The organism is Streptomyces sp. NPDC001604, from assembly GCF_042893475.1.
Taxonomy (GTDB): domain Bacteria; phylum Actinomycetota; class Actinomycetes; order Streptomycetales; family Streptomycetaceae; genus Streptomyces.
In genome coordinates this window covers 63985-89548 of record NZ_JBIAUY010000010.1, presented here as the reverse complement: position 1 = coordinate 89548, position 25564 = coordinate 63985, and the positions used below count along the sequence as shown (strand labels likewise).

General features: G+C 68.5%; 27 protein-coding genes and 2 pseudogenes. 16 read left to right on the top strand and 13 right to left on the bottom strand.

Features of this window, described 5'->3' with window-relative positions; all coding sequences use genetic code 11:
* Window positions 1–43: 43 nt before the first annotated feature.
* Window positions 44–583, bottom strand: coding sequence for a GNAT family N-acetyltransferase (locus ACFY1E_RS26320; protein WP_389079949.1), 540 nt, complete (start codon window positions 581–583; stop codon window positions 44–46).
* Between the two features lie 279 nt (window positions 584–862).
* Between ACFY1E_RS26320 and ACFY1E_RS26315 the strand changes: the two genes are divergently transcribed.
* Window positions 863–1399 (top strand): phosphoribosyltransferase family protein, encoded by a 537-nt coding sequence (locus ACFY1E_RS26315; protein ID WP_389079947.1) that lies wholly within the window; start codon window positions 863–865, stop codon window positions 1397–1399.
* 95 nt (window positions 1400–1494) lie between these two features.
* On the opposite strand, the gene ACFY1E_RS26310 is transcribed toward ACFY1E_RS26315, so the two are convergent.
* The 3 genes from ACFY1E_RS26310 to ACFY1E_RS26300 form a co-directional block, all read right to left on the bottom strand.
* Window positions 1495–2103 (bottom strand): GNAT family N-acetyltransferase, encoded by a 609-nt coding sequence (locus ACFY1E_RS26310; protein ID WP_389079945.1) that lies wholly within the window; start codon window positions 2101–2103, stop codon window positions 1495–1497.
* Window positions 2104–2217: 114 nt separating this feature from the next.
* Window positions 2218–2871 (bottom strand): Type 1 glutamine amidotransferase-like domain-containing protein, encoded by a 654-nt coding sequence (locus ACFY1E_RS26305; RefSeq protein ID WP_389079944.1) that lies wholly within the window; start codon window positions 2869–2871, stop codon window positions 2218–2220.
* A 457-nt stretch (window positions 2872–3328) separates the two neighbouring features.
* A complete protein-coding gene (locus tag ACFY1E_RS26300; RefSeq protein ID WP_389079942.1) occupies window positions 3329–3895 on the bottom strand; it encodes a nucleotidyltransferase domain-containing protein in 567 nt (188 codons plus the stop codon).
* A 171-nt stretch (window positions 3896–4066) separates the two neighbouring features.
* Here ACFY1E_RS26300 and ACFY1E_RS26295 point away from each other — a divergent pair, with 171 nt between their 5' ends.
* Window positions 4067–4834 carry a phosphotransferase gene (locus ACFY1E_RS26295; protein ID WP_389080187.1) on the top strand — a complete coding sequence of 256 codons (768 nt, stop codon included), beginning with the start codon at window positions 4067–4069 and terminating at the stop codon, window positions 4832–4834.
* A gap of 581 nt (window positions 4835–5415) precedes the next feature.
* Here the strand turns inward: ACFY1E_RS26295 and ACFY1E_RS26290 are convergent.
* From ACFY1E_RS26290 to ACFY1E_RS26280, 3 genes are all read right to left on the bottom strand, one after another.
* Window positions 5416–6021 carry an O-methyltransferase gene (locus ACFY1E_RS26290; RefSeq protein ID WP_389079941.1) on the bottom strand — a complete coding sequence of 202 codons (606 nt, stop codon included), beginning with the start codon at window positions 6019–6021 and terminating at the stop codon, window positions 5416–5418.
* 689 nt (window positions 6022–6710) lie between these two features.
* The gene (locus tag ACFY1E_RS26285) at window positions 6711–7658 is read right to left on the bottom strand and encodes a S66 peptidase family protein (protein ID WP_389079939.1); all 948 of its coding nucleotides are present in this window, start codon (window positions 7656–7658) and stop codon (window positions 6711–6713) included.
* 234 nt (window positions 7659–7892) lie between these two features.
* Complete coding sequence (locus ACFY1E_RS26280; protein ID WP_389079938.1) at window positions 7893–8798, bottom strand: helix-turn-helix transcriptional regulator; 906 nt, start codon at window positions 8796–8798, stop codon at window positions 7893–7895.
* A 95-nt stretch (window positions 8799–8893) separates the two neighbouring features.
* Here ACFY1E_RS26280 and ACFY1E_RS26275 point away from each other — a divergent pair, with 95 nt between their 5' ends.
* The 9 genes and pseudogenes from ACFY1E_RS26275 to ACFY1E_RS26235 all read left to right on the top strand — a co-directional run bounded on the left by ACFY1E_RS26275 (window position 8894) and on the right by ACFY1E_RS26235 (window position 14960).
* Window positions 8894–9151 carry a hypothetical protein gene (locus tag ACFY1E_RS26275; protein WP_389079937.1) on the top strand — a complete coding sequence of 86 codons (258 nt, stop codon included), beginning with the start codon at window positions 8894–8896 and terminating at the stop codon, window positions 9149–9151.
* A 231-nt stretch (window positions 9152–9382) separates the two neighbouring features.
* A complete protein-coding gene (locus ACFY1E_RS26270; protein WP_389079936.1) occupies window positions 9383–9613 on the top strand; it encodes a tautomerase family protein in 231 nt (76 codons plus the stop codon).
* 122 nt (window positions 9614–9735) lie between these two features.
* Entirely contained in the window at window positions 9736–9870 is a 135-nt protein-coding gene (locus ACFY1E_RS26265; protein ID WP_389079934.1) for a hypothetical protein, read from the top strand.
* A gap of 250 nt (window positions 9871–10120) precedes the next feature.
* The gene (locus ACFY1E_RS26260) at window positions 10121–11017 is read left to right on the top strand and encodes a phosphotransferase (RefSeq protein ID WP_389079933.1); all 897 of its coding nucleotides are present in this window, start codon (window positions 10121–10123) and stop codon (window positions 11015–11017) included.
* A gap of 517 nt (window positions 11018–11534) precedes the next feature.
* Complete coding sequence (locus ACFY1E_RS26255; protein WP_389079931.1) at window positions 11535–12647, top strand: DUF5937 family protein; 1113 nt, start codon at window positions 11535–11537, stop codon at window positions 12645–12647.
* 55 nt (window positions 12648–12702) lie between these two features.
* The gene (locus tag ACFY1E_RS26250) at window positions 12703–13971 is read left to right on the top strand and encodes an MFS transporter (protein WP_389079930.1); all 1269 of its coding nucleotides are present in this window, start codon (window positions 12703–12705) and stop codon (window positions 13969–13971) included.
* A gap of 64 nt (window positions 13972–14035) precedes the next feature.
* A pseudogene (locus ACFY1E_RS26245) lies at window positions 14036–14377 on the top strand (ArsR/SmtB family transcription factor).
* Window positions 14374–14667, top strand: a complete 294-nt coding sequence (locus ACFY1E_RS26240) for a hypothetical protein (protein WP_389079928.1) — start codon at window positions 14374–14376, stop codon at window positions 14665–14667. Before ACFY1E_RS26245 ends, ACFY1E_RS26240 begins: the two are co-directional and overlap by 4 nt.
* Window positions 14664–14960, top strand: coding sequence for a hypothetical protein (locus ACFY1E_RS26235; RefSeq protein ID WP_389079927.1), 297 nt, complete (start codon window positions 14664–14666; stop codon window positions 14958–14960). Before ACFY1E_RS26240 ends, ACFY1E_RS26235 begins: the two co-directional genes overlap by 4 nt.
* A 98-nt stretch (window positions 14961–15058) precedes the next feature.
* Here the strand turns inward: ACFY1E_RS26235 and ACFY1E_RS26230 are convergent, their stop codons facing one another.
* Window positions 15059–15433, bottom strand: a complete 375-nt coding sequence (locus tag ACFY1E_RS26230) for a hypothetical protein (RefSeq protein ID WP_389079926.1) — start codon at window positions 15431–15433, stop codon at window positions 15059–15061.
* A 401-nt stretch (window positions 15434–15834) separates the two neighbouring features.
* Between ACFY1E_RS26230 and ACFY1E_RS26225 the strand changes: the two genes are divergently transcribed.
* Window positions 15835–16050: an integrase core domain-containing protein gene (locus tag ACFY1E_RS26225; RefSeq protein ID WP_389079925.1), complete on the top strand. Its 216-nt coding sequence runs from the start codon at window positions 15835–15837 to the stop codon at window positions 16048–16050.
* A 62-nt stretch (window positions 16051–16112) separates the two neighbouring features.
* On the opposite strand, the gene ACFY1E_RS26220 is transcribed toward ACFY1E_RS26225, so the two are convergent.
* The 3 genes from ACFY1E_RS26220 to ACFY1E_RS26210 all read right to left on the bottom strand — a co-directional run bounded on the left by ACFY1E_RS26220 (window position 16113) and on the right by ACFY1E_RS26210 (window position 19528).
* On the bottom strand, window positions 16113–16370 hold the full coding sequence (locus ACFY1E_RS26220) for a hypothetical protein (RefSeq protein ID WP_389079923.1): 258 nt from the start codon (window positions 16368–16370) through the stop codon (window positions 16113–16115).
* A gap of 522 nt (window positions 16371–16892) precedes the next feature.
* Complete coding sequence (locus tag ACFY1E_RS26215) at window positions 16893–18647, bottom strand: protein kinase (RefSeq protein WP_389079922.1); 1755 nt, start codon at window positions 18645–18647, stop codon at window positions 16893–16895.
* Between the two features lie 344 nt (window positions 18648–18991).
* A complete protein-coding gene (locus ACFY1E_RS26210) occupies window positions 18992–19528 on the bottom strand; it encodes a GNAT family N-acetyltransferase (protein ID WP_389079920.1) in 537 nt (178 codons plus the stop codon).
* A gap of 704 nt (window positions 19529–20232) precedes the next feature.
* Here ACFY1E_RS26210 and ACFY1E_RS26205 point away from each other — a divergent pair.
* Window positions 20233–20721, top strand: a complete 489-nt coding sequence (locus ACFY1E_RS26205) for a GNAT family N-acetyltransferase (protein ID WP_389079919.1) — start codon at window positions 20233–20235, stop codon at window positions 20719–20721.
* A 471-nt stretch (window positions 20722–21192) separates the two neighbouring features.
* Here the strand turns inward: ACFY1E_RS26205 and ACFY1E_RS26200 are convergent, their stop codons facing one another.
* A complete protein-coding gene (locus ACFY1E_RS26200) occupies window positions 21193–21471 on the bottom strand; it encodes a hypothetical protein (protein ID WP_389079917.1) in 279 nt (92 codons plus the stop codon).
* Window positions 21472–22165: 694 nt separating this feature from the next.
* Here ACFY1E_RS26200 and ACFY1E_RS26195 point away from each other — a divergent pair.
* The 3 genes and pseudogenes from ACFY1E_RS26195 to ACFY1E_RS26185 all read left to right on the top strand — a co-directional run bounded on the left by ACFY1E_RS26195 (window position 22166) and on the right by ACFY1E_RS26185 (window position 24162).
* Window positions 22166–22507, top strand: coding sequence for a hypothetical protein (locus ACFY1E_RS26195; protein WP_389079916.1), 342 nt, complete (start codon window positions 22166–22168; stop codon window positions 22505–22507).
* A 14-nt stretch (window positions 22508–22521) separates the two neighbouring features.
* Window positions 22522–22727 (top strand): annotated as a pseudogene (locus ACFY1E_RS26190) (IS5/IS1182 family transposase); the annotation flags it as partial.
* 145 nt (window positions 22728–22872) lie between these two features.
* Complete coding sequence (locus ACFY1E_RS26185; protein ID WP_389079914.1) at window positions 22873–24162, top strand: FAD-dependent monooxygenase; 1290 nt, start codon at window positions 22873–22875, stop codon at window positions 24160–24162.
* Between the two features lie 462 nt (window positions 24163–24624).
* Here the strand turns inward: ACFY1E_RS26185 and ACFY1E_RS26180 are convergent, their stop codons facing one another.
* On the bottom strand, window positions 24625–25485 hold the full coding sequence (locus ACFY1E_RS26180) for a LysR family transcriptional regulator (protein WP_389079913.1): 861 nt from the start codon (window positions 25483–25485) through the stop codon (window positions 24625–24627).
* Window positions 25486–25564: the final 79 nt, after the last annotated feature.

Sequence of the window (25564 nt, the reverse complement as noted above, 5' to 3'; positions counted from 1 at the left end):
CAGTGCCTGGGCGATGACGGGCGCCGGGGCCTGGAGGACGGGCTCAATCAGAGGGCGTGACCGGAGACCACATGCCGAGCCACTGCTCGGCGTCCCAGGCCTGGAACCGCTCTACCTCGGTGAACCCCAGCTTTGCCGCGAGGCGCATCGAGCCGACGTTGGCGGTCTGGGTGGTGAGCACCACCGGCTCGCCGGGAAGGACACTGGAGAACCAGTCGAGTGCCGCCGCGCACGCCTCGGCGGCGTATCCGAATCCCCACGCCCGGGGCAGGAACAGGTAGCCGAGATCGACCTTCCCCTCGGCAGCAGGGCGACGGTGCTCCGGTGCTCTCCTGAGCAGGATCTGGCCGATCATCCCCCCGTCAAGATCAACAACGAAACTCCCGGGCCACCGCTCGGGCGCCTCGGGCAGCTCACGCTCAAGCTCGTCACGCGGGCGGGGGCCGCCGAGGTAGGTGTGCACCTCTGGCGAGGCGAGCAGCTCGATGAACGCCGCACGGTCCTGGGCCTCGGGCTCACGGAGTACGAGCCTCTCGGTTTTGATCGGAGAAGGTGGCCAGGCGACGGGTCCGAGCTCAGTCATGCAGACACCCAATCAGGAGGCTCGGTAGCGATCAAGACTCGCGGACCGATCAAGCCACGGGCCGCGTTCCGCCCTCGCCAACGGAACCGGGCCCTACAAGCGACGCCTTCCGGAGACGGGATGCCTCCCGTTCTCGTGCACAACCACTCGCCCCCAGCTGGGCGAAGAAGCCGGCGCCCACCAGCTGGGCCTGCCTACGAGGTCGATGGCGAGATCGAGGATGCCTGGATGGCCGTTAATGGTTTGCTGCGTTGTTCGGCGATCGGAAGACTTCCGCTCATGTCGACGACTGCACGTGACCTGGCGCTTGAGCACTTCCGGTGGAGCGGTGGTCACGCGGATGTGTGGGCGATCTTTCGGGATGCCAGGGCACTGGCCGCGGTGGTGGGTGGACTCGTTGAACCGTTTCGGGATGAGCAGATCACAGCAGTCTGCGGGATCGAGTCGCGGGGATTCCTTCTGGGCGGTGCCGCGGCCGTCGCGCTCGGCGTCGGTTTCGTTCCCATCCGGAAGGGCGAGGGCCTCTTCCCAGGCAATAAAGTCGTGCGTCAGTCGTCTCCCGACTACCGACGCCTTCGTCACACACTGCGACTCCAGCGATCCTCGCTGGGGCCGGGAGACCGCGTTCTGCTGGTTGATGACTGGATTGAGACCGGAAGCCAGGCTGCGGCCGTCAGGAGCATGGTCGAGGAGTGCGCGGCCACCTGGGTGGGATGCAGCGTCATCGTTGATCAGTTCACCGATGCGCCGAAGAAGATCCTCGGCACCATTCGGGGGCTGTTGGCTGCGCAAGAACTCCCACCGTGCGAGTCCTGAGTTCAGCCTTCTACCTTCGAACCGATCTCGAATTCGCTTGCCGAGACGCACCCACCGCACAGAGCGTCACAGATCAGCGGTTCTGACACAGCTTTTCACTGGGCCAGAGCCGGTTCGGACGACGGCTGCCATTCCCGTCTGATCAGCCCGTAGACCCACGAGTCAGAGACCTCGCCGTTGACAATGCAGTCTTCCCGCAGCGTCCCTTCGCGCACGAAGCCGAGCTTTTCCAGTACGCGGGCAGAAGCCAGGTTGCGTGTGTCGGTCTCGGCTTGGACGCGGTTGAGGTCCAGTGTGTCGTATGCCCACCGCAGCAGGGCGTGTGCGGCCTCGGTCGCGTAGCCCTGGCCCCACGCTGCCTCGTGGAAGCAGTAGCCGAGCGATGCGCTGCGGTAGTCCGGATTCCACCCGGTCAGGCTGCACCAGCCGATGAACGCACCGTCGGAGTCACGATCCACGGCCAGCCGCGCCCCGGTGCCCTCCTGTGCCATCTGCCGGCAAGCCGTGATGAACTTCTCCGCGCGCACGCGTTCGCTCCACGGTGGCGCGTCCCAGTAGCGCAGCACATAGGCGCTGCTGTGCAGTGCGAAGAGGCCGTCGGCATCCGCGTCGTCGAAGGCACGCAGTCGAAGGCGAGCGGTGTGCAACGAGGGGGTGGGCAGCGACGCCCTCACGTTCCCTCCTTTGATCTGTGGCTGGTCCATCAGACATCCGATGCAGGTCACTCGCAACGGGTTTCTTCGGCCGGATCGTTGAAGACCCACCTGCGCCTGTCGCCGGAGCCGTGCGTCGTCGAAGGCGGGGAGGATTGCCGGGGTTCATGGCGCGGGGGTGAAGAGTTTCCAGTGTCCCTCGGAGACGACTTCCACACTGCTGTCGGTGACTTTGATGGCGGTGTCGTCGTCGATTGCGTAGGCGGGGCCTCCGATCTGGGCAGCCCATCGCTTTGCGGCGGCCATGTTGCTTTCGGGCAGATCGGAGTTGTTCAGATGGGGGAAGATCGAGAAGTCGACCAGTCCGAGTGTGCGGTGGTCACCGGTGGGCGGTGTCCAGCCGGTGAAGCGCTGCCCGATGCGGGGAGTCAGTACGAGGCTTCCGGCGCTGAATCCCACGTAGACCGTCTCGGTCAGTGACTGCAGGAGGTCGGCCAGTCCGGACTGACGCATCCAGTGGCTCAGATAGAGGGTGTCGCCGCCGTTGACCAGTAGGACGTCGGCGTCTTGGACCCACTGGATCCAGCGTTGCGTGTCGATGCTGGGCAGGGCGGTGAGTTCCAGTACTCCCACGGACTTCCATCCCATGTCGGCACCACGCAAAAAACGCCATGGCCCGGCCGGCCCGTAGGAGCTGCCGTAGCCCGCGGTGGGGATGCACAGCGCGTTGGACTGCGCGATCGGTTGGCCCAGGAGGTCCACCAGCGCGTTCTCGATGGTCGGGTTGGTGATACCGGCAGACGTGAGAAGAAGTCGCATGATGCCCCGAACTGAGCGCAGAAGGAAGGTGGTTGGCACCGTACCGTCCGCTGTCGAGGGACGGCGTCCCACGACCGGAGGTGCCGCTCGGGATGCCTGTGGTGCGTGGTGTGGTGAGCCTGCTTGCAGGCTGAGCAGTGAGTCCTGGAGCCGGGCCGGCCGACTCGCTCCCGCGGGCATCCCTGTACGGCCTCTGGCCATGTCGCGGCGGATCATGCTGCCCAGTTGCGGATGACGTCCCGGGCCCTGTCCGTGCTGGTGGAAGGTCACTTCGGAGATCTTCGTCGCCGGTCTGTCTTGTACAGACAGCGGTAGCATCTGTGCTCCGCCAGGTCACTGGCGAGCCGGAGCCGCGGCGAATGATCTCCAGCAGCCGTCGGCCCTCGTCGTCATCGATCTCGCGTCAGCGCACCCGTTCTGCCACGCGCAGACGGTGGGGGCTGCGCTCTTCAAGCCCTCATGCCGGGCTGGTGTCTTGTTCACGCGAGGCCGCCTGCAGCCGGGTGATGTCCTCGGTGTCTTTCTTACGCCGGGGTCGTCCCGGCATCCACACCGGCATCAACTGCTTGATCTCGATCTGGGCGCGGGGGCTGATGATGGGGCACCGCAGCGCCCCCACGCGGCCGGCGGAAGCATCGAGCATGCCCTCCGGCCACGCTTCCCCGGCCCACGGGCCGCCGGCGACCACAACGCGCCCGGACCGGTCCTCGGCCAGGAGAGCGAAGCTGCTCTCCACGCCCTGCTTGCGGAAATCGAGCTGCTGGTCGGCAGGTGGCCCGGGCAGAGGTTCATAGCGGGAACGCATCAGGCCGGCGGTCAGAGCGGCGGCGTCCTTCGCCCAGACGAACCAGTCGATGTCCCCATGGTCACGCGTCACCTCGCGGATGAAGAAGTCCATGGCCCAACCCCCGCGGAGCCATACCTGAGCACCGAGGGCGTTCGCGATCTCCACCGTCTCGCCGATCAGCCCGAGCTGCCGAGCACTGCGTTCTCTGTCCACAGCCGCGCAGGCTACGCCGCACATCCCACCCTCAGCAGCACGATTTCCGGCAGTGAGGGCGGACGAACGATGCCTGATGCGGCGCTGGTTCGAAACGGATGACGGGACCGCCCCACACCCGGCCGACCTGACGGTAGCGTGATCGACGTGACGGCTGAGGGCGGGACGGCAGAGGGCGAGGCCCTGGCCGGCGGCATGCTGAACGCGGGTGCGGTCTTCCGCCGCGATGGCCTGGTGGAACGCCCGGCGCCGCGCACCGCGCGGGCCCTGCACGCCCATCTCCTCGCGCTCGAAGAGCAGGGGTTCGACGCGGCTCCCAGGCCGCTCCGGCTCACCGCAGACGGCCGTGAGGAGCTGACCTTCATCCCGGGCGATGTCCCTCTGCCGCCGTACCCCGGCTGGGCGATGACCGAGACCGCGTTGAGATCGGTGGGCAGCCTGCTGCGACGCCTGCACGACGCCAGCGCGGCCATCGCCGTTGACGCATCCGCTGAGTGGCCACGGTCCCTGGCCGACCCGGAGGGAGGAACGATGCTCTGCCACAACGATGTGTGCCCGGAAAACGTCGTCTTCCGCGACGGCCGTGCCGCAGCGCTGATCGATTTCGACCTGGCGGCCCCCGGCCGGGCCGTATGGGACGTCGCCATGACCGCCCGCTACTGGGTTCCTCTGCTCGATCGCACCTCGGCGGCGGTTTTCTATCCCGCGGGGCTGGACGCCCCGCGGCGACTGCGGATCCTCGCCGACGGCTATGGTCTCTCCCTCAAGGAGCGCGCTGAACTGCCCGGCGTCATCGAGCAGGCCACGGCCTCCTGCCGGGCCTTCGTCGCCGGCCGGGTGGCCGACGGTGACCCCGTCTACACCCAGGCGCTGTCCGAGCACGGTGGTTGGGAGCGCTGGGACCGCATCCAGCAGTGGCTGGCGGCCCACCGGGAGACGTTCACGGCTGCCCTGTTGAAATGACGGGCCTCGGAGGTTACTGACTATGGCTTGTCAGGAAGACGTAGGGACGTCGATGAGGAGGCCGGTACCGGCTATGAAGCCGTCGAGGGTGTCGGGGCGGTACTGGAGGCGTTTGAGTCGGTTGCATACGAGGGCCTCCTGGCGATCGAGGCCGACGATGGCAAAGTTGGCCAGGCTGTGTTTGATATGCGCCCCTACTCCTTCGACGGGGTTCAGGTCCGGTGCGTAGGCGGGCGGGCAGAAGGAACACCGCAAGCCATTCAAACTCGGCGACGAGTCGGCGCTTGTTGTGGGAGACGTGGGTGTTGAGCCCGTCCCACACCAGCACGAGGGGAGGCTTGACCAGTTGGTGGACCCCGTCCAGGAGCTGGATGAAGTCGCGCTCGCTCATGCTGCGCCGGACGCCCTTGGCCGGGGGGTGGGAGCGAGGGCGGTGGCACCGCGGTGGGTGCGCGGCCCGGGCGGCATGGCGACCTCCGGACGTCCCGCTCGTCCCGGCTCGGCCGGGCCTGGTGCGGCGCTGATGTGGGCAGCGCCTGCCGGCATGCTGATCAGCTCGTGGCGGGGGGGGGGGCGTTCTTTCACGCTTCGGTGCGGCGGACGGCGACTATCGCGCTCAGGTCTTTCGCCAACGGTAGGTCCACGGTGCGCAGGGCGGGATGTTGCAGCCAGTGCAGGCGGGCGGTGTCGGTGCGGCCGGCGTGGGAAGGCGGCCACGTCCGCGACGGCGTGAAGTCGTCGACGACCAGCACGCCGCCTGGCTCCAGCAGCCTTTCGGGGTCTGCCGCGCCGCCCTCCTTGGCTTGGCCGCCGCCGTCGAGGACGAGCAGGTCGTAGGGGCCGTGGGCGTAGACCTCTGTCCAGTCCGCGCACACCACCCGCACCTGCGGCACGTCGGCGAAGACGTCGGCAGCCACTTTGGCCCGCGCCGGATCCCGCTCCACGCTGAGCAGTTCGACGTCCGGTGCCGCCCCGCTGGCCAGCCAGGCCAGGCCCACTCCGCAGCCCGTGCCGGTCTCGGCGATGGCGGTGCGGGCGCCGCCGGCCAGCAGCTGGAGCAGCCTGCCCTGCTCCGGGCGGCAGGAGTAGCCGAAGCCATGCTGACGGGCGGCGTGGACGGCGCGCTCGACGAGCGGCGGCAGCGGGCCGGTGGGGGCGTTGTAGGCGGCGGTGCCGTGCATCGACATAGCTGCCAGTATGGGCTCACCGAAACCCGTCCGGGGCGGGAAGCGTCTGGCCGGGGCCGCTCGTTCCGGTTACGGCCTACAGCAGTTGCCTTCTTGACCGGCCAGTGGCGCGTCAAACGCGTCGCCGCCAGGCCACCCGTGTCATCTCCATCGGTGACGAGCCCGGTTGCCGTTGGTGAAGAGCCACTTCTGGCGCAGGCCGCTGGGCTGTTGTCCGGAGATCCTCTCGGCAGGGCGGTGAAAGCCGGTGGTGTCTGTGTTGCTGCGCTTGTTCAGTCGCGCCACTTGGGCGGGAGCGTGAAGAGGGCGGCACAGCCGATGCGTTGGCGGCGGTGCGTTCCAGCGCCTGGACGTTCTGGCATCGCGCTGGCGGACGCGTGGCCGGCCGTCGTCTTTCGCTGCGGACCGGCGGCCTCGGTCTGCCCCGTAGGGTCTCGCCCCCGGGGGCCTGGGCTGGGGACCCGCCAAGGCCGGCTGGCCACCGGTGCACGGTGGTCCTGGGGCAACGCCAGGAGCGGTTCGGGGCCGTCGGCACGCTGCACGTGTCGTGCCTCAGTACCAACTGGGCAGCCACCACGACGACGACCTGGCGCTGACCGTCCAGGGCCTGCACCGCTGGAGGAGACGCGGGAAGGCAGAGCGCCTGGACTGCCGCACCTGTCTGAGCGTCGGCTGCCCCGGGTGGGATGTCAGTCCAGTGTCTGGGTCAGTTCGCTTCGGCTCGGTGAGTGCACGATGTGGCCGTGGGCTCCGTTGACGATCGGCATGTACGGCGGGATGTGGCCGCACTCGATGTCAGCGATGATCGGCACGTTCAGGGAGCCGAGAGCATCTAGGACGGCTTCGTGCTGGGTGAGGGACGTGTTGTCGGGTGCGCCGGTCCGGCCGACGAGGATCGCGTTCGCATGGTCGAAGAAGCCGGCGAGGCGCATGCCGTGCAGGTTGCGGCAGATGGTGAAGGCGTCGTTCTCGGCTGCCTCCACGTATACGAGGAGTCCCTCGGGGGCCTGGTCGCGGGCGAAGGCCGCGACGTCGAGGTAGGGCGTCCCGGCGAGATTGCACAGTGTCTCGATGCAGCCGCCGATCAGCCTGCCTTCGGCCTCGATGTCGCCACTGTTGTCGAGCCGGGTCCAGGTGCCCTGCGCGTCTAGGGTGTACTCGCGTACGCCGGGGAACGCGGCGAAGTTGTCAAAGCCTGTGGTCCGGTGGCGGCCGGGTGGGGTCTGCGTGAACCGGTGGCCGGGGGGTGCGGCGACGATGTCGAGCCATGACCGCAGTCCCTCGGGCACGCGGTAGGGCGTGTTCATGAGGTTGTCGCCGTGGAGCGTTGCGGTTCCGGTGAGCAGCGTCAGCGGTGTGATGAGGGTCGAGATGTCGGAGAACCCGACGAGCCAGGTCGGTTCCGCCTCGCGCAGCCGGTCCCAGTCGAGCAGCGGGATCAGGTCGATCGCGGTCTCTCCGCCCCATGGCGGCACGACGGCCCTGATGGTGGGATCGGTCAGCATCGACATCAACTCGCTTGCGCGGTCGGCGGCTGAGGCACTGACGTGTCCGGCACCGTCCATGCACTGCCCGAGGACGACTTCGTACCCGTGTGCCTGCACGTCCCGCACAGCGACATTCAGCCGCTCAAGCATTGCATTCGCGACTCCGCTCGACGGAGCGGTCACACCGACACGGTCACCGGGGCGCAGGGGGCGCGGGTATCGAACGGGCATGCGCTGGATCTTGGCACAGCGCCGCGCCTGGACGACAGCGAGTTTTTGAGCTTCAGACACACCCTCCCGGCCTGCACCGCGATGTCCGGCGCGAGAAGAACCCGACCCGACCCACCTCTGTCCAGGAAGGCAGCCCTCCCTCTGCGGAGCGGGTCAGCGCAGCGATCCGGGTTCCGCCGCGGACAGTCTCTCCGGCGCCCTGCCCTCGGTGTCGCTGAGGTCCTGGGTTCCTATGACGGACAGCAGTTCCAGCTGCTCGGCTCCCCGGCTTCCGGGCGGCGCAGTGAACCACAGCAGACGTTGGCGTCCGTCCTCGCTGAGGAGGTTGTAGCAGTCGAGTTCGATGACGCCGAGCGTGGGGTGGACGATCTTCTTGTGGTCCATGCGGCGCACCGCGACATCGTGGGTGTCCCAAAGGGCTGCGAACTCCTGGCTACGGCGGCGCAGTGCGGCGATCATCTTCGTGACCTCCGCGTCCCGTCCGCGCCGGGCGGCCGCTGCCTGGAGGTCGGCCACGAACACCCGGGAGTGGTGCGGGTGGTCCTCGACCGGGTACCTCTCGCGGGTTTGGGGGTCGGTGAACCAGCGGTACACGAAGCTCGCCGCCGGGCCGCGGTGTGCCGGGGACCTGCCGAGCAGGTTTTGGGCGAGGTCGTTTTCCACCAGGGTTTCGTGCAGGTCGGTGATGACGCGCGCGGGGGTGTTGGACAGCCGGTCCATGAGGCCGAGGAGCGCGGGCTGCACGTGTGCCGAAGGTCCGTGTGCTGACGGGGGGACCGGCCGTTCGGCCAGGTGGAACAGGTGGTCGCGCTCGTCTCCGTTCAGGCGCAGGGCTCGGGCGAGGGCGGCCAGGGTCTGGGCCGAGGGCTGTACGCCGTTCTTGGCGCCGCCTCGTTCCAACTCGGTGTAGTAGTCGGCCGACAGCCCTGCCAGCTGGGCGACTTCCTCACGACGCAGTCCGGGGACGCGCCGGCGAGGGCCTTGGGGGAGACCCACATCGGCGGGGCGGATGCGGTCGCGGCGTGTCCTGAGGAAGGCGCCGAGTTCTGGAAGGTTCACCCCTTCATGGTCGCTCGTGCGCCGTGCCGTAGCCAGGGGGTGGCATCCCCTGGGTAGACGCAGCCCTGGCAAGGGGTGGGGGGACCGGCCGATCGTTGGGGACACCGCAGCACGACGGCGAGACCGCGGCCCGACCCGCATTCACCACAGGAGTCAGCAATGCCCATCCCACTTCCCTTGAGGGGCTCGGTGCGCCGGCCCGGCCCTCCGCCACACCCCCCGGCGCGATCGTCGCCAGCGGCTCGCGCGGCATCGGCCACCAGACCGTCAGCCGCCCGACCCCCGACGGGTACGCCGTCGTGGTCGGCTATGCCGGCACCGGATCTTCGCCGAGCGAGACCGGCTGGGCGTGACTCCCGTTCGGCATCGACATGGCGATTGTTGCGCCCGGTGCGTTTCACCACGGCACCAGACACTTCGCCAACTCAGGCGCCCCTCACCGACACCGACCGTGCGGAAACCTACGACGTCGTCTCGGCGGCCGCCGACCGCGCCCGTGCCGACTTCTTCCACCGCATTGGACCAAACAGCCTGCCCACCGCAGGAAGCTCCCTGTAATCCCCTGAGAGAAGGAACAACCAGCCATGCCTTTCGCGAATTTCAAGGTCCCCGAGAAGACCCTCACGCCGAAGCAGAAGGAGCAGATCGTCACCCGTACCACCGAGCTGTACGTCGAGATCTACGGCGAACGCGCCCGTGCCAACACCATGGTTCTGGTCGAAGAAGTCGCCGACGGCGGCTGGGGTATCTCCGGAAGCGTGCTGACCCTCGCCATGCTCGGTGAGGCGACACCGGCCGACACCAGCGGCTCCTGAGCACACCCTCCGGCCGTTGTTCGGCCAAGACAGCACCGTTGAACCTAGGGCCGCCGCCGATCCGCACCCGGCGGCCCTGGGCCGGCCCCATGCAGTGCAAACGCGTAAGGCAGGAGCGACGTGTGACGGGCGGCCCGGTCCTTCGGGCCGCGGGTGACGTCGACCCGACCGGCGACGTCGCGGAAGGCGAGCATGACGAGGTCCACGACGGTGGACGGGCGGGCCTGTCCGGCATCGAGTTCGGCCCGTGCACCTAGCCGGCGCTTCGCGTTCGGCCTCGGTGATGCGAGCAAGGAGGTTGTCGCGGTTCTCGACCAGAGGCCCTGTTGGTTGAGGGCGGGGCGAGCATGGAGCAGCGGATCCAGGCTTGTCCGGTTGGAGGCTGGGCATCCCCAGAGCTCTGATCTGCGGCTCTCTGCAGCCGGATTGGTGATGCCAGAGGAATCACAGGGAGTGTTCCGGAAAGCGAGAACTGCTCCGCCCGCCGGCTGGGTACCGTGACTTCGCATGACCGAGACCGAGACCGAGATCACCGAAGACCTGGTGCGCGACCTGCTGAAGGAGCAGCATCCAGACCTTGCAGGGCTGGCCATCCGGGAGGTCGCGGGTGGCTGGGGCAATCAAATGTGGCGTCTCGGGGATGAGTTGGCTGTTCGCATGCAGCGCATGGACCCCACTCCGGAACTCCAGCTGAAGGAGCGGCGGTGGCTACCTGTGCTGGCCCCGCGATTGCCGCTCCCGGTGCCGGTCCCGGTGCGCTTCGGCGAACCGTGCGAGCGCTTTCCCAAGCATTGGACCGTGATGACGTGGGTTCCCGGCCAGCCGCTGGACCACGGATCGATCAGCCGCGGCCACCACGCGGCCGACACGCTGGCGGGCTTCCTCCGGGCGCTCCATGTGGAGGCGCCCGCGGAGGCGCCGATCTCGACGGACTTCGGTGCCCATCCCAGGAACTGCACCGACGGCTTCGAGAACTTTTTCCGGGCCGTTGTGCCCGAAGACATCGCTGCTGACGTGCGGGCCGTCTGGGACGACGCCGTTGCGGCCGACGCGTGGGAGGGCCCGCCGGTGTGGGTGCACGGCGACCTCCATCCCGCGAACGTCGTTGTCTCGGACGGGACCCTCTCGGGCATCGTCGACTTCGGTGCCCTGGTCGCAGGCGACCCGGCGTGGGACCTCGCTGCCGCATGGGTGCTGCTGCCCGCGGGCATGGCCTCACGGTTCTTCGACGTGTACGCGCATGCAGACGAGGCGGCGATCCGGCGCGCCCGCGGGCTGGCCGTGATGAAGAGCCTCTTCCTGATGCTCATGGGGCACAACGGAGACCGGGGCCTCCCCGGCGGCAAGCCGCACTGGGGACCTGCAGGCCGGGCGGCACTTGGCCGTGTTCTGAAGGGCGTGTGAGGCACGCTTCTGTTGAACCTGTTCTCGGTCGTGGGCGGGAGCCATGCCGGCAGCCCACCTCCGGCGTTGGCCGGCCCCGTCGAGGCCAGCGCATTGCCCAGTAGTTTGCGCGTCGCGGTCGGTGTGAAAGCGCGGTGCTCGCAGCCACCGCGGCGCTGGAACGGCAGCGGCAGCGGCGTCGGCGGGTTTGGGATGATCTCGCCGGTGGCCGGTGGCCGGTGGCCGGTGGCCGGTGGCCGGTGGCCGGTGGCCGGGAGCCGGGACCGGCTGATGCTGTGGGGCGTGAATTCCATGACTTCGTCGCTGGGAGGGCCAGTCGCAGGACTCCGCCGCTGCCGGGCATCAGTCCTCCGGGCTCGGTGTCTCCTGGCGCCTCGAGCAGGCCGGTGGCTTCATGGCGCCGTCGGCCGGTGGTGCTGACCGAGATGGGACGGACGGGCAGCCGCTCACAGGTGAAGGCGTCCGGCGGCGCGGCGTGTCTCCCGTCGAGGAAGCCGTGCGGCAAGGATGACGGGTCATGACGATCGTGTTCCGGGTCCCTGCCGACGGTGCTGAGCGGGTGGGGTTCGCCTACTCGCCGACGATGGAAGCCGTACTGAGTCTCCATGTGCTGGTGGAGCCCAAGCACCACCCCGTCCAGCACGGCTGGGTGCGTGCGATGCGCAATCTGTCCCCGGCGCTGAAGCGGGAGATCGAGGCGTTCTCCTATGCGGTGCGCTCGTACTTCCCCGAGTTCCTCTTTCCGCAGCCGACCGGCCAACTGGCGGACTTCGAGGACGAACTGGTCGGCCTGCGCGGGGCGGATCCGGAGCTGGTCCGCCTGGAGTTCGCCGTCCCCCTGCTCACGCCCTGGCCGGGCGGCGGCGAGGGCAGAGATCCGCAGGTGCTTGACGAACCGGAGGTACGTGGCCTGTTGCGGGAGAGAGTCGCCAGGGAAAGCGACGAAGCGATGGCCGCAATGCTCCTCGACGACCCCGGCGCGTTGCTCGAACGGTTCCTGAGCATGCTGGAGCGTTACTGGCGGGAGGCGTTCGAGGAGGAATGGGCGCGGCTCGAACCCGAACTCGCCGCCGGCGTCAGCGAGGCCGGACGCCAGATCGAGGAACGCGGCCTCTACGGGATGCTGCGCGGGCTGTGGCCGGAAGTGCGCAGCGATCCGGGCGCTGAACGCTTCTGGCTGGAGCGGCCGCACGACCACGAGGTCGCCATCGGCCCGGACAACACCCTCGTCCTCGCCCCCAGCGCCTACGTGTGGCCGCACGTACGCGTCAACTGCGACGGTCCGTGGCCCCTCGGGCTCGTCTTCCCCGTCTCCTCGATCGTCCGCGAAGCCCGCCCGAGAATTCCGCCGACCAGGCTCGTCGGCCTGCTCCGCGCGCTCGCCGACGACACCCGGCTGCGCGCCCTGAGACTGCTCGCCGAACGACCACGCAGCACGCAGGAGTTGGCCCCGCTCGTCGGCGTCAGCGAGGCCGCCCTGTCCAAGCACCTGCGGGTGCTGGCGGACGCGGGTCTGCTGGAGCGCCGCCGCGAGGGCTATTACGTCCTGTACCGGCTGGTGCTCGGACAGGTGACGGGCCTGACCCCCAGCCTGGAAAGCTTCCTGTACGGAGACAGTGAGAGTGACTGATTAGCCATCTGCCTAATAAGTGGATCAGGCCCCCGAAGGGACCGACAGTGGCGGCATGTCACTGCTGAGGGACCGCAACTTCCTGCTTCTCTTCGCCGGCCAGGGCGTCTCACGCTTCGGCGACGGCCTGTACACCGCCGCGACCGCATGGCTGGCCTGGTCGCTGACGAAGGACCCCACCGCCGTCGCCGTGGTGAGCGTCTCCGCATTCGCGCCCGCGTTCGTGGCCACCTTCGTTGCCGCCTCGTATGCCGACCGCCGCGACCGCCGGAAGCTGATGATCGCCACCGATCTCGCCCGGGTCGCCGTGGTGGCCGTGGCGTTCGTCCTGCTTTCTCTCAACCTGCTGAACCTGGCTCTCCTCGTGGCGACCACGGCACTGCTGGCGCTTGTCGGCGCACCATTCGCCCCGGCCCGCAACGCCATCGTCACGCAGATCGTGCCGGACGACCGCCTCCAGCAGGCCAACGGGCTGCTGCAAGTCGCCTTCCGGGCCGCCTTCTTCGTCGGACCGCTCATGCTCGCGCCGCTGCTGGCCTTCGGCTCCCTGCAGTCGGCGCTGGCGGTCAACGGACTGACCTTCCTGGGCTCGGCGGCCGCCGTGGCTGCCATTCGTGTCACTCGCCCCGCCCCGACCACCGGTCAGACCGGGCTGTGGTCCGATCTCGGCGCCGGGCTCAGGGCCGTGCGGGCTGCCCCCGACGTACTCGTGGTCATCGTGACCTTCGTGCTCGCCCTCGCCCTGACCAACGGATTCCTGACCGTCGGGCTGGTCGCGGTCGTGGGACAGGGCGGCCAGTACGGCCTGCTGCTCGGGGTCGCCGGGGTCGCCGAAGTGGTGGGCGCCCTGCTCCTGGCCGGCCTGCGCATCCGCAGACTCGCACTGGCCGCGGTGCTTGCGTGGGCCCTGCTCGGGACCTTCCGGGCCCCGCTGGGATGGGTCACCTCCCATGCTGTGGCGGCGGTTCTCCTGACCGCCACGGGGCTGGCCTCGGCCCTCACGGACATTCCCTTGATCGCACTGGTGCAGCAGCGCATACCGAGCCACCATCTGGCGAAGGCGCTCGGCCTGTGGGAGGCAGGGGTGGCAGGAGCCCTGGCCATCTCCCCCTTCATCGCCTCGACCGCCATCACCCTCGCCGGAGCCGCGAACGCCTTCCTGCTTTCGGGAGCCGCCGTTGTCGTCCTGGCCGTGACCGCCGCGCTCACCCTCGCATGCGTCGGCCTACGAAAGCCCCGTCATGAGCCCTTCGTCATGGCGGACGGCACGGCAAGCGTTGCGGGGCCGGAAGAGACAGCGGTGAGCACGGCCAAGCCGGAGTGACTGCGCGGATCATCGCTGTGCGCAGGTCAGCTCAGGACACTGTTGCCGCAGCCTGACACCGAGCCTGTGGGGCCCATCATCAAGGTGGGGCCCATCAGGCACTCAGGGCGAGAACCAGGCCGCGGATCTGGCGAAGCTTCAAGGCCCTGGGAGATCCGGTGCGGCCGCGCCTGATGTCGATGATCGCCTCACGCGGAGTGGACGGGGAGGCGTGCGTGTGCGGGCTGACTCCGACCTTCGACCTGTCCCAGCCGACGATCTCGCATCATCTCAAGCTGCTGCGCAGACCGGCCTGATCGACTGCGTGCGCCGCGGGACCTGGGTCTCCCACTGGGGGCTGCCCGGCGTCCTGGACAAGCTCGCCGTGTTCCTGGCCACCACCCATCCGGCCAAAGCCACCGCGTGAACGCACCGCTCGGCCGCAGCGTCACTGCCGAGGCGACCGGTACCGGACTGCTGGCGACGGTGGTGGTCGGCTCCGGCATCCAGGCCACCGAGCTGTCGCACGGCGTCGGTGTGCAGCCGCTCGCCGACTCCCTCGCTGCGGTCTTCGGCCTGGGCGTGCTCATCCTGCTGCTCAAAGGCCGACTGCCCGAGTGCTCGGTCGGCAAGTCTCCCGCCGACGGCGCGGGTGGGCCCGCGGTGTTCCTGGGCAGGCCCGCGTTGTCGGTGGCGGCTGACAGGCTGGAGCGATGAACGGCGATGAGCAACTGCTGCGGGGCCGGGTCTACGGCTTCGACCACGACGACCCCGACCCCGGCCCACGCCCGTGGCGGACCTACGCCGCGCTCGTGGGAGGGCCGCTGGACGGACTGCTGCTGGACATCACGGGCTGGCGGCCGGAGGAAGTCGAGGACGGGGCCGCCCTGTCCACCGAGCTGTCGCGGTGGCCGGGCGGCCGCGCCCTGTACGACCCGCACCCCGGCGAACCACGCAGGCCGGGCCCGGGCGTGACGTGCCGCTTCTACTACTCCGGTGACACGCCCTGAGCTGGTTTTCCAGGCTCTCAACCGTTGGGGCGGTGATCAGCGTCGTCTCGCGGACGCCTTGCCGTGCTGCGCCGCCGGCGTCATCTGCTGACGTGTCGTCACGGTCGGTTCAGTACAACCGAGTTGACCGGCGTCAGGTTGTAGACGCCGAACTCGTTCAGCCCGATGGTGACTGTGCAGTCGGCGCCGTTGTAGCCGTTGCACAACTGGGCCGTGGCGTTGGCGCTGCCGTACTGGTTGTTCAGCACATAGTGGTAGCCGAACTGGTTGCTCAGATTGTGGGCGCCGTAGCTGTAGAAGATGTTCGTCGGCGAGCTCGTGTGGATGTCTGCCCCTTCGGGGTAGATGCACACCGCCCCGCCCGGGCAGCCGTACACGGTCCTGTCGTTCGCGTGCGCCGAGCCCGTGCCGACTGCTGCCATCGCCGCCGTGGCGAGCGCGAGCGCGGCGGCGCCGCGTGTGATCCTGCGCATTGTGGTGTCCCTCCGTCCGGGCCGACTTCCGTCGACCGTTCACCACCGGTACTCGGCCCATGCCGGACCGGTCCTTCTGCTACGCGCGCCGGGCCCTGTCCTGCACCAAGGTGCTGGCGTGCCCGGCGCTCCAGCAGAGCCACCGTCCCCATGTGCCGGGCCCGCGACCTGCCGTCGTCGCCCCAACCCTCCGACCGCTACGCCGCCTCGTCCATGAATTCGATGCTGTTCAAAACGCTGGCGCTGCGCCTGGGCATCATCGTGCGCGCGCCCCGATGATCAGCGATTCCAGGCACCGGTGAGCCGTTCGCGACTCCGTGTGTCTTCGGGCATGCGCGGTCCAGGCGGGCGACCACGGTCCGGGAGACTTCGACCATGAGCGCGACCTCGACAACGCCCTCATGGAATCCCAGATCGACCTTTACACAACCGAATTGATCAAGCTGCAGAGGCCCTGGCGCGGCCTGGCCGACGCCGAACTCGCCATCGCGGCATGGGTCGATTGGTTCAACAACCCGCGCATCCACACGGCAGTCGGTGCCATTCCGCCCCGCGAGCACGAGACCAACTACTACGCTCAACTCCAGCCACGACCGGCGGCTGGAGTCAACGCGTAGAGCTTCCACCGATCCCGTAGTGCTTCAGCCTGTCTTATCCCGACGAAACAGCACAGGGGCGGTCAGGTCTCTTCGGGATCCAACTCGAAGGTGAAATAGATACTCAAACAGTAGGGCTCGTCCTCGTCGTGGACGAAATCCCACGACACGTCTGTCAGACGGATGTTCTGTTCCCGCACCCACTCATAGGCCTTCTTGAAGGCTTCCGCAGCAGTCGTGGCGGGGAACAGCTTCCTGGCCATGGGGTGCACCCCGGTTTCAGCGTCCGAGTCGTCGAAACCCTCCGGAACGTCCAGGCAGAAGTCGGGATGCAGCACCATGGGGCGCGCCCTTTCCAGTCGGTTTGCCAGTACGAATCGACAGAGGCTGATTCCTCTGAGTACTGCGTCAGGTAAGACTGCCGCACTCCCGGGAAAGGTTGCTTCTCCCTGCCGGCGGCGAGGTGGCCGCACCTCTCTCGTGAACTGCTCGGGGCCTGACGGAGGTTCGGACCTGCCCTGAGTGGGGGGAAGTCACCTCGCCCGCAGTTCGGCGGCCCGCCGGTGGACGGCCAGCTCGGTTTCCAGCTCCGCAATCCGATTGTCGGCCGCGGCGAGTTCGGCCTGCTCACGGCTGGGGACGCCGGACATCTGCCCGGTGTCGATCTGCTGCCGGCAGCGCCGGACGTAGACGGTCTATTCGCTGATCCCGAGGAGCTGGGCGACCTCGGCAGTCTTCCGACCGGACTCAAGACTCGCCGCCGCGGCGACGATGAGCCTGAAGGTCGAGCACCGCGGTCGGCGCTGTCGTTCTGGCGGACGGCATGATGGTTGGAACGATTCCGCGAGCGTGCAGCCGGAACGTCACTCTGTGCTGCGCAGCGCTCCCCATGTGTCGTGTGACACGATGCCGTCGGCATTCAGTCCACGGTCGGTCTGGAAGGTCCGGACTGCGGTTTCCGTGTCGGGTCCGAACTCGCCGTTCACGCCGGTGCTTCCCACGCTGTATCCGCGCTTGGTGAGCATGCACTGCACCTGCTGTACGCGTTTGCCGCTGTCGCCAAGGCGTGTGCGTCCGTTGCCGGAGTAGTACGTGCACTCGGAGAGCCAGGGAGTGGTGCTGGCTCCGGCGGACGGCCCGCCGGTGGACGGGGCGGGGGAGAGGGTGGTGTCCGGCGTGGTACCTGGGGGAGAGGCGTCGCCGTGCCGGTCGTCGGCTGAGCCGGAAGCGCCGGGCCGCCGGGTGGAGCCGGTCTTGCTCTCGTGCTCTTCGACTGCGACGCCGTCGACGTTCGGGCGGGGCTGTCCGTTCGTGCCAGGGGACGCCTGCGTGCTGGAGCCGCCACGGGGCGCGGTGCCGACGGCCTTTGTGACACCGCCTTTCGCGGAGTCGGTCGCGGGAGGGCCCTGGCGTGTGAGGAGTAGGGCCACCGCTGCAACGGCGCAGGCCGCGATGCATGCGACGGCGATCAGCCACGACTTTCTCCGGGCCTGGGCAGGCGCTCTCGTCGGGCGGCCTTCGGCCTTCAGCGGGGGCTCCATGTCAGGTGGAGCATGTTCAGGCGTCTGCGCGGACGGGACCGGCGGCAGGCCACCGGGAGACCCTGAACCGGTCATGTCTGCGAGAGGCATGCGGTGCAGCGTCTCGTACGCCCGCTGTCGGGCCAGCACCTTGCCGCCCAGTGGCTCCGGCCAGGCGGACAGGATGATGCGCGCTCCGGATGCGTCGACGAGGTCCTGTGGAGTGGGCCGCCGCTCGGGCTCCTTGGCCAGGCAGGCGGTCAGCAGTGCACCAAGCTCCGCGTCCGCCGTCGAGATCTGACCGATCACCTCGGGACGGGGGTCCTCGAACGCCACCCGGTGCATCACGTCGACGCCGGTCCCGTCGCCGAACGGCGCCCGTCCCGTTGCCGCGTAGACCAGCGTTCCGGCCAGCGAGAAGACGTCCGACGCCGTGTCGGAGAGTCCCTCCCGCAGATGCTCGGGCGACATGTAGGCGGGAGTCCCCACCCGGTTTCCGGTACCGGTGATCGCACTCGCGTCCGCAGCCTTTGCAATACCGAAGTCGATCACGTGCGCACCCCGGACGGACAGCAGCACGTTGGACGGCTTCAGGTCCCGGTGGACGATTCCCTCGACGGTGAGGTCTGCGAGTGCCTGCCCCAGCTCCGCCACCAGCCGCCAGACCGCGGCCGGTTGGAGGGGACCGTCCTCTTGTACGGCTTCCGCCAGATCGAAGCCGGGGAGGTACTCGGTGGCCATCCACAGCAGTTCGTCGTCGAAGCCGGTGCCGGACAGTCGTGCTGCGTGCGGTGTACGAAGGCGGGCGTGCACCGACGCCTCCCGCTCGAACCGGCGCCGGAACCTGGGATCCTCCGAGTATTCCGGTCTGATCACCTTCACGGCGACCAGACCGGGGCTGTCGTCCATGGGACGAGCCAGAAAGACCCGTCCCATGCCACCACTGCCGAGCAGCGCCATCGGCGCATAGGGGCCGACGTGCCTGGGGTCGCCGACCCGCAGTGGAGAGGCCCCGGTCTGCCGCAGCGCGGCAGCCGCATCGTCCGCCGGCACCGGCTGCTCTCCTAACAAGAATTCTCCCGAAGACACGTTCGACATACGTCAGTTCACGCGAGTGGAAGACGAGGTTAACGCCAGCCCGTGCGTGTGTTCAGGGAATCGGTTACTTCTGTCGCGCGGGTCACGGGGCGTGGAGATCGCGTGCGCGGCCGATCCCCCTTTTGGCGCTTACGGGGTGCCCGTGCCCGCCGCCTGCCGCCGGGCCGAACTCTTGGAACCTGCCGTCTATGACGGCCGTGACGCCCGCGCTGCCGCGTTGGTACGCATCCTCGGGTGCTGTCGCCGGCCGTGGCGACCCGCGTGATGCACCCGGGGCCGCCGGGATGCAGGTCAAGCCCGCGCGCGAGGGCGCAGTCGCCGTCGGCGACCCCATCAGAGGCCCGTCACATGGGGAGCGAGAACAGCCGCACTGGCCCTGAGGGCCAGCGGACGTCGTCGCGCAGGGGCGTCACCATGGTCCGCAGCGGCATGGTCGCCAGTCGGCCTTCGGGTTGTTCGACGAGTACGTCGGTGTCGAGGGGGTGCCATCCGAGGTGCTGGTAGAGCGGCATGAGGGGAGGTAGGCAGAACAGGAGTGCGTGCTGAGGACCCATCGTGCGGGCGTGCTCCAGGGCAGCTGTGACGACGAGTCGAGCCAGGCCCTGACCTTGCATGTCGGGTGCGACGGCGACTCCGCCGACGCCCACCACCTCTGTCTCGGTGTCGCCGATCGCGACAGGCACTCGCAGCAGGCCGGCGTGTGCCACAAGCCGGCCGTCGTGTCTGATACCGAAGTGATCTTCTTTCGGCAGCCAGGTCAGGCCTGTCCAGGCGACACCGAAAGGGTCATCGCTGTCGCCAAGGATTTCCTCCTGGTCCGCCCTCGTGTAGTGGGCAAGTCCCACCACAGTCAGCGCCACAGGGGATGAGTTCTCAGACATTCCCACATGATGATCTCTCCGGCGGGCACGGGCCAAGCGATTCCCGGAGGCGCTTGGCGCGCTGCGGCCCAGGCCTCGGTGATGGCGAGACGTAGGATCCGGTGCCGGTCTGAGCAGGCCCCGTCGGCCGGCACTCAGTCGCCGCCAGCGGGTGCCGAGCTCCCGGCGGCGCGCCCTCAGGGCGCCCCATGCATGTGACGCGCCATAGAATCCCGGCATGCCTTCCCCGAAAGCCCGCCGCTCTTTGCTGACCATTCTGCTGGTCGTGGGACTGGCCGCGTTCGGCTACTACGCTCTGCAGCCCGTACGGGAAGATTGCACGCTTACCTCCGGACCGTATGGCTCCACCTTCACCCCAAACAGCTCCCATACCTCCGGCAGCGGCCGGTGCGGCGAAGAGCGCATGCGCTTCATGGCCTGGCTTGAGGGATAGGCGCACCCAACCGGATGAGAACGACCACCTCGGAATGCCGAAGCAACTTGACGCCTGGCATCCGTTGCGTTTTTGAAGGTGCCTGCCCCTCGATGCGAGCAGTACGGGGCAGGATCACTGATCAGGTTGGAAAGGGTTCACCGACCGGTCGGGGTGGCCAGGACGCCGCCGATCGGGGCCCGTGCGGGCGGTTTCCCGGAGCGGTGGCAGAGCGCCTGCGAGCAGCCGACCCGCCGCGGGAAGGCGCTTCCGGGTGCGAAATACTCTCCGGATGAGTTCTCGCACTTCCCCGGTCAGCCAGCCGATCACGATACGGAGGGCCGTCGCGCGGGATGCCAAACGGCTCACACGGCTCGTGCGTGGTTCAGGCGCCTACGAGGGTAAGTACGCAGCCGCGGTCGCGGGCTACCGGGTCGGCCCTGATTACATCGAGGCTCACCGCGCTTTCGTGGCCGTCAGTGCCGACGAGTACGGAGGGCGGGTGCTTGGGTTCTACTCGCTCGTTCTCGCTCCGCCGGAGCTCGACCTGCTGTTCGTCGCAGACGACGTGCAGGGGCGGGGTATTGGACGACTGCTCGTTGCGCACATGGAGTCCGAGGCCCGTGCCGCCGGGCTCGACCGTCTCAAGGTCGTGTCGCATCTTCCCGCCGAGGGCTTCTACCACCGCGTCGGTGCGGTGCGGACCGGGACCGTGTTCGCGAACCCGCCCGCCGTACCGTGGGACCGTCCCGAATTCGAGTTTCGCATCCCTTCGGCATGAGGCGGTGTGCCGGTTGGCGGGGCGCAGGTTTCGCCTGCAGGTGGCCGGCTTGCAGCGGCCGCTGAACGCGGCGCTCCGTCTCGACTCAGCGGGCGGCCCAGCAGGTGGGCCCCGCCCAGCGAGTGCCCCGGCCCACTGAGTCGACAAGACCCCGATACCCCCGACAGAGACAAACCAGTTCAGGGACCTGATCCGCGAAAGCGGACAAGGTCCCTGAACTGGTTCTGGAGGCGTCTCGGTGTCATCGGCCCTGGCCTGCGGCCTGGTCAGCACGGCTCGCCAGACTGGCGCGCTGCCATCAGCGGAACAACCCACAGGCCGTCTGCACGGCCCGTGCTCCACCGGTTGGTCTCGCCATGGGGCGCTGGTCTGCACCCGCCGGCGACTCACATCGATCAGCCCTCGTCGACATGCGGACGGCATGCCGACCTGCACAACAGGGCACAGCGGCCCCTCGTTCTACGACAGGGCCTAGAAGGCGCTGTTGTCGCAGCCCATGGACGAGCCGATGTGGGAGTTCTGACCGCCCGAGTTGCCCTCGCCGCCGAGCGCGTTGCCCAGCGCGCCGTTGAGGACGCCGACCTGGCCGAGGACATCGACGTTCAGGTCGTGCGACTTGCAGTGGGAGCTCTGCAGGACGTTGCCGCCGCCGTGACCGTCGTTCCCGGTGGCGGTGGCGGTGCCGGCGCTCAGGAGTCCAACACTGCCGAGGGCGACCGTCAGGACGGCAGCCTTGAGAAGCTTGTGCATGTCATCTCCGATGGAGTGAGGTCAGTGCGATCCGTAATGGACCGACTTCGTACAGTGATAGGACGTTAATATGAACAATCGCAATATGTCCCATTGACACGCCGGGGTTTGCGATCGGCCGGATCGCCCGAGCCGCGGGACGTGATGGACGCGCGACCTTGATCAAACCCACCTCCGCCGACCCCTTCGAACACGTCGACATCTTCCAGTTACGGGCCTCGGCCCCCGCCTCGCAGACCGACCCGCATCGGCCCGGCGTCGTGTTCTGGGTGCAGTGTCGATCTGGTCGGCGACGCGGGCGACGTTGCAGGCCATCGCGGCGAGGACGTGTCGGACGTGGATGCGGGCCAGGCCGCGGTAGCGGGAACGTCGCAGCCCCTGGGCCGGATGTTCTTCGAGAGGCTGGCCTCGACAACCGGCGCGGATCGCGTAACGGTGCTGCCCTCGCTCGGTCTCCTGGCCGAGCCGGCCCGTCGCCTGACCAGCCCCGCCTCGACGAGCCGATCCACGACCAGCGCCAACAGCCGGTCCGTCCGGCCGCCTTGGGCCACCCGGTCACGGAATTCGCTCAGGACCGTGCAGTCGAACCCCGGATCATGCCTCTCCTGGCCGAGACAGTGCTTCCAGCCCAGGCGGGCACTCCTCGAGGGTGGATCAATGTTGAAAGACTCCACCTATGGGATCTTGGGGAATCATGGGGCCGGCGCTGTTGTCTCTCGCAGGGATTGCGCTCGGCGCGGGCGGGTCGCTGTTTGGTCAGTACCTGGTCTCGCGTGCCAGCACTCGACAGCTCGAAGTTCAGGAATCAGCCGCTCACAGGGCAGAACTCAAGGATGCAGTACTGAAGTTCGTCAGGATTGCGTTGCAGGTGGAGAAGGTGGCGCCCACACGCTCGGACGCCGGCGGCACCACGGCCGAGCTCGGGCGCCTCGTCGATGATGTGTGGCTTGCTCAGGTCGAGTACATGGAGGCCGCGTATGGCGATATGTGGCCCGGCCGGCGACGGGCGGATGGGGATCTCATCACACCTCGGTGAGACAAGATCTTGCTGTGGCTGGTGTGATCACGGCGCCGGAGCCCTTCTGGATGGCGCCGTTCAGCGGGCTGAGTGCACGTCAGTTCGGCAAGTTGATCACTCCGTTGCGGCTGAAGGAGTGGCCCCGGTCTACAAGGGCCGCCCCTGAAGCCTGCCGCTGGAGGACCGGGCCCCGCTGGTCACCGTGTACTGGCGCACGAACCGCACCCTGCGCCAGCTCGAAGAAGCTCAGTGCGTGAGAGCCCCGATTTCGGCCGTGCCGATGAGTTGGGCGCGGACCCGCAGTCGATACCCCTGGATCCACCGACAGCGGCGGGCCTGTGCTGGGAACGTTCCAGCGCGGGAGGAAGCACATGGAGGCAGTGATGAGTGTCGACGACTCCGAGCAGCAGCACACCGTCCGGACCGGCGAGGAGAGGACACGGGTGAGCGGTCCCAGGGTGTTGGTGGCGGGGGCGAGCATCGCGGGACCCGCGCTGGCCCACTGGCTGCGCCGGTGGGCGGCCGAGGTGACCGTGGTGGAGCGGGCTCCCGAGCTGCGTCCCGGCGGGCAGGCGGTGGACGCGCGCGGAGTCGCCAAGGAGGTCATCCGGCGCATGGGGCTGGACGCGGCGGTCCGCGCGGTGTGCACCGACACCGCCGGTGCCTACACCGTGGACGCGGACGGGCAGGTGCTGGAGACCTTCCGCGCGGACGACCACGGTGGCGACGGGTTCATCGCGGACATCGAGATCCTGCGCGGGGACCTGTCCCAGGTGCTCTACGACGACACCCGCGACGGGGTCGAGTACATCTTCGGCGACCGAATCGCCGACCTCGCCCAGGACGCGGACGGGGTCGACGTGGTCTTCGCGGGCCGCGACCGGCGGCGCTTCGACCTCGTGGTCGGGGCCGACGGACTGCACTCGGAGCTGCGGGCGATGGTCTTCGGGCCGCACGAGCGTTTCCTGCGCCACCTCGGGCACGTGCTGGCCTTCTACAGCGTGCCCAATGAGTTCGGGCTGGACCGCTGGCTGCTCGAGTACCAGGACCAGGACTCCGGGCGCTCCGCCCTCCTGCGCCCCATCCAGGACGCCACCCGGGCAATGGCCATGTTCTACTGCGCCTCGGCTGACTTCGACGTCGACTACCGTGACGTCGCGGCCCAGAAGCGCCTGTTGCGTGAGCGGATGGCGGGCCTGGGCTGGCTGGTCCCCGACATCCTCGCGCACCTGGACGACACCCCGGACTTCTACCTCGACCAGGTCGCCCAGGTAGTGATGGACCGCTGGTCGAGCGGACGGGTGGGGCTGCTCGGGGACGCGGCGTTCAGCTCGTCGCCGATGTCCGGGCAGGGCACCGGGCTGGCACTGGTCGGCGCCTATGTGTTGGCCGGAGAGCTGGCTGCAGCCGAATGGGACCCCGACACCGGGTTCACCCGCTACGAGGCGCGGCTGCGCTCGTTCGCCGAGGCCAACCAGGAGATCGGCCGATTGAACGCCCGCAGCCGCGATGTCCCCGGGCCAGACGCCGAGCCGCTCCCCGATTTCGCCGGCGAATGGTTCACCGAGCTGGTCGGGCATGCGATCAACGGCATCGAGCTGCCCGAGTACACAGGGGCGCCGTGCTCCGCAGCCCCGGTCGGGTCGCCGATCACCTCGTCAGCCAAGCCGTAGAAGTCACACAACGTGTCGAGAGGGAGCACAGTCCGGCAGGCCCCGGGTGAAGAGCGGAACGTCTGGGCTGACGCATGGTGGAGGCAGACCGTGCGAGGAATCCCCGGGCAGCCTTGCCGCACCTGAATGCTTCCTTCGGAGGAGCCCCATCCGGTTCGGAAGCTGCGTCATGCGCCGAAGTCCGGGCGCCCACCCCCGTTGGGTGCCCGGACGGTTGGTGAGGCATCACCTCAGGCCGGCCGTCGGAGCCGGTGGGGCGCGGCGGTGGGGGAGAGGTGGGTGCGGCGGCTGCAGGCCTACCAGTTCGGCTTGACGCCGGTGGCCTTCCTGACCACGCATGCCGCCCTCAGTGGATGGAGCTGGAGGTCTCAGATCAGCACGCGGGAGGTGGCAGCAGCCTCTCAAGTGTTGGTGGCCCCGAGCTGTGGTGAGGAGCTGGGTCCAGGAGCACCGGTGCCTTTTTCAGACGTGCCGACAGTGCTCTGCGACTTGGATGAAGCCACGTACCAGTGGGCTGCATGCCGTCCTTGGCCAGGCCACCACGAGATCACTGGGCGGGCGGTCGCTCAGCGGGACGACGACCAGGCCGGCGGGCAACGGCTGATCGACGGGAGCGAGAGCCGATGTGCCGTTCCACAGCACCGCTTGGAGGCACTCCTGGATCGTTCGCATGACCGGCGACGCGTTGTTGCCGTTGTCTCCACTGCCGGTCCAGTACGCCGTCCACACGGGATCGGCGCCATCCGGCAGCCGCACCCACCGGCGGCCGATGAGGTCGGTCGACGAGACCGAGGCATGGCCGGCGAGTGGATCGTCATCCCGCATCACTACGCCGACGGGTACCGAGCGCAGGACGTACGTGCCGATGCCGGTGTCGTCGAAGGGAGTTCGGGTGATGGCCACGTCGACCAGCCCGGCGCGGAGTCCGGCTGTCGGGTCGCCGAGGTCGGATTCGTGGAGGGTGACGTGGACGTGCGGATGGCGGGCCCGGAACAGTGAGACCAGTCGGCCGCCGACGTGTTCGGCCGCGTCCGCCAGGGTTCCGACGGTGAGGGGTGCCGTACCCGCCGCAGCGGTCACTCGCCGGCGGATCCGGTCGGCTCGGGCCAACAAGGCCCCCGTTTCGTCGTAGAGAACCTCTCCGGCGGGCGTGAGGGTGACGCCCTTGGGGGTGCGTTCGAACAGGAGGACGCCGAGTTCGTCCTCGAGGTGCCGGATCGCGCGGCTCAGTGGCGGCTGCGTCATGTGCAGGCGTTGCGCGGCCCGGCCGATATGGCACTCCTCGGCGACGGCGATGAAGTACCGGAGCGAGCGCAGGTCCACCTCAAGCACGATACCCGTGCGGTATCGGGCGTTCCCAACGGGTCTTGGACACCCGACAGCGCGACGGCCAACGATGGAA